This window comes from Algoriphagus sp. AK58 (assembly GCF_014324365.1).
GTDB lineage: Bacteria > Bacteroidota > Bacteroidia > Cytophagales > Cyclobacteriaceae > Algoriphagus.
Genome location: NZ_QEIG01000040.1, coordinates 1 through 3331, shown reverse-complemented (window position 1 = coordinate 3331; position 3331 = coordinate 1). Strand labels below are relative to the sequence as shown.

The 3331-nt window shown below is 54.0% G+C and carries 1 protein-coding gene; it reads right to left on the bottom strand.

Annotated elements, in window-relative coordinates; all coding sequences use genetic code 11:
- The coding region (locus DDT91_RS20305) for an Ig-like domain-containing protein (RefSeq protein ID WP_187178036.1) at positions 1 to 3331 on the bottom strand (3331 nt) is incomplete at both ends.

Below are 3331 nucleotides of genomic sequence, written 5' to 3'. Positions count from 1 at the left end.
CGGTGTGAAAGAATTGAAAATCTCCACCTCATTCACCGGAATCCGGGTTCTGTTGAGCACAAAGGTTCTCTCGATCGAATTGCCCACCCTGTCGGTACTCCTTACCACAATCGTAAACAGGGTTTTGCCCGGAAGGGGATCCTCTGTGTTCAGATACAGCTGGTTGCCTTCAACTCGGAAATACTGTCCATCGTTGCCCTGCACATTTACCAGCCCGTAGGTATGTATATTGTCCTGTGCATCGACCGTGGTCAGTACGCCTATCGACTGGTTGGTCGATGTATTGGCCCCAAATTCATTGTTGGACAAAAGAATATCCGTTGGCGGAAGCTTATCCTGTACCAGAATCAACTGGGTGGGGCTGAAGTTATCCGGATTCTCAATATCCCCCAGCTGAAGCGTTCCCGTCAAGGGGTACACTGCCGACAGCAACGGATTATATCCTGCCGTGTTCCAGGTTACCGGAAGGGCTGCCTGCTCTCCGTTTGAAAGCGTCACCCGGACGGAGGCCGGTAAGCTGATCGCTGCCGGAGGAGTATTCCACGGAACAGTGATCATCTCCGGATTTACCAGACCGATAATCAGACGGTTGCTCAGCGTGATGGTGAAGCTGACCTTCGTCTCATTGTCAAAACTGTCTCTCGCCGTCAACGTAACCACCACTTCTCCCGGCTGGGAGTATACTGTGCCCGCCTGAGGAGTTTGGCTAAAGCTCACCAGCTTACAGTTGTCCGACGCTTTGGCAATTTGCGTGAAGTCTGCCAGCACGTAAGGCCTGTCACTGTACAGAATCACTTCAAAATCCTCCGGAACTTCCCTGATCTCCGGTGATGTGCCATCCACAATTCTAACCTCCTGCGTCTGTTGTGTCCTGTTCCCGCTTGGATCTGTAAATACCCAGGTCACAACGGTGCTTTCACTGATCGGCAGAACTGTCGCTGTAGTCGCAACCAGGGTTCCCTGGCAGTTGTCTGTGGCCCTTGGAGGAGTCAGCGTGTCAAGACTGCAAACCGCTGTGATCACCGGTAATTGGGACTGTGAAGGAACCGGTGCCAGCTTGTCTTCTACCGTTACCGTTGCCGTGCCCGTAGCCGTATTGCCGTTCACATCGGTTACCGTCAGGGTCACGTTGTTCGGTCCCACATTGCTACAGTCGAAGGCGATCTTGCTTGCCGTAATGCTCTGGATTCCGCATGCGTCCGTACTGCCATTGTTGATCTGTTCAGCAGTAATGCTCGCATTGCCTGTCGCATCCAGTTGGATCGTGAGGTTTCGGGTCTGTACAATTGGAGCTGTGGTGTCCTCTACCGTTACCGTGGCGGTGCCCGTGGCCGTATTGCCGTTCACATCCGTCACGGTCAGGGTGACCGTATTCGGTCCCACGTTGGTGCAGTCGAAGCTGGTCTTGCTTGCCGTAATGCTCTGGATTCCGCAGGCGTCCGTACTGCCATTGTTGATCTGTTCAGCAGTAATGCTCGCATTGCCTGTCGCATCAAGTTGGACCGTGAGGTTTCGGGTGTTCACCACCGGAGCGATGTTATCTTCTACCGTGACGATTGCAGTGCCTGTGGCCGTATTGCCGTTGACATCCGTTACCGTCAGGGTGACCGTATTCGGTCCTACGTTAGTGCAATCGAACGTGGTTTTGCTTGCCGTGATACTCTGGATTCCGCAGGCATCCGTACTTCCGTTGTCCAGTTGGGCTGCCATGATACTGGCATTGCCTGTCGCATCCAGTTGGATCGTGATGCTTCGGGTCTGTACAATTGGAGCTGTGGTGTCCTCTACCGTGACGATTGCTGTGCCCGTAGCCGTGTTGCCGTTTACATCCGTCACTGTCAGGGTCACGGTGTTCGGTCCCACGTTAGTGCAATCGAACGTGGTTTTGCTTGCCGTGATGCTCTGGATCCCGCAGGCATCGGTGCTTCCATTGTTCAATTGATCTGCCGTGATGCTGGCATTGCCTGTAGCGTCCAGTTGGATCGTGAGGTTTCGGGTTGTCACTGTCGGAGCCGTGTTGTCTTCTACCGTTACCGTTGCCGTGCCCGTAGCCTGGTTGCCGTTCACATCCGTCACGGTCAGGGTGACCGTATTCGTTCCCACGTTGGTGCAGTCGAAGGTGGTTTTGCTTGCCGTGATGCTCTGGATCCCGCAGGAATCGGTGCTTCCATTGTTCAATTGATCTGCCGTGATGCTGGCATTGCCTGTAGCGTCCAGCTGAACCGTGATGTTTTGCGTGTTCACCACCGGAGCCGTGTTGTCTTCCACCGTTACCGTTGCCGTGCCGGTGGCTGTGTTGCCGTTCACATCCGTCACGGTCAGGGTCACGATGTTCGGTCCCACGTTGCTGCAGTCGAAGCTGGTCTTGCTTGCCGTGATGCTCTGGATTCCGCAGGCGTCCGTACTGCCATTGTTCAGCTGGGCTGCCGTGATGCTAGCATTGCCTGTCGCATCCAGCTGAACCGTGAGGTTTCGGGTCGTCACTGTAGGCGCGGTTGTATCCTCTACCGTTACTGTGGCGGTACCTGTGGCCGTATTGCCGTTGACATCGGTTACTGTCAGGATCACCGTGTTTGGTCCTACGTTGGTGCAGTCGAAATCAGTTTGGTCGATCATCAGATTTGCGATTCCAAATCCGTCGGTACTGTTATCGTCAACCTGGTTGGCCTGGATACTGACGTTGCCAGTGCCATCCAGCTGAATCGTGATATTCTGGGTGTTTACCAATGGAGGCTGTGTATCCACCAGATAGTTGTTCGAATCGGTAGTTCCCGAACCTGAATTACCCGCTAAATCCCGGAAACCGGCATTATCCAACCGGATCACATTGGTTGCATCTTCGGTATTGGGCAAAGGGGTCAAGATTGCGGTGTAGGTCATGTTGTCCTCGGTGCTCAGGCTTCCCAAAAGTCCGTTTGAAACGATAAAATCTCCAAGGCTCAATCCGGTCACCGCTTCACTGAAGGCGATCGTAACTATAGTCGTCTCTCCAACCGTAAGCTGGGTGTCGGCAACCGTGATGGTAGCAGTAGGACGCTGGGTATCCACCGCATAGTTGTTCGAATCTGTGGTGCCTGTGCCTTCATTGCCGGCTGCATCCTGATATCCCGTGTTATCCAGCGTGATCACATTGGTCGGGTCTTCCACTCCGATGTCGGGAGTCAGTGTGGCAGTCCAGGTAATCCCTCCGTCCGCAGTACTCAATCCGCTCAGTGTCCCGTTGGCTACCGTAAAATCGGCAGCCGTTAAACCCGTGACCGCCTCACTGAAGGTGATCGTAACCATGCTGGTTTCCTCTGAAGTCAACTGGAGGTCCGATACCATGAAGCTT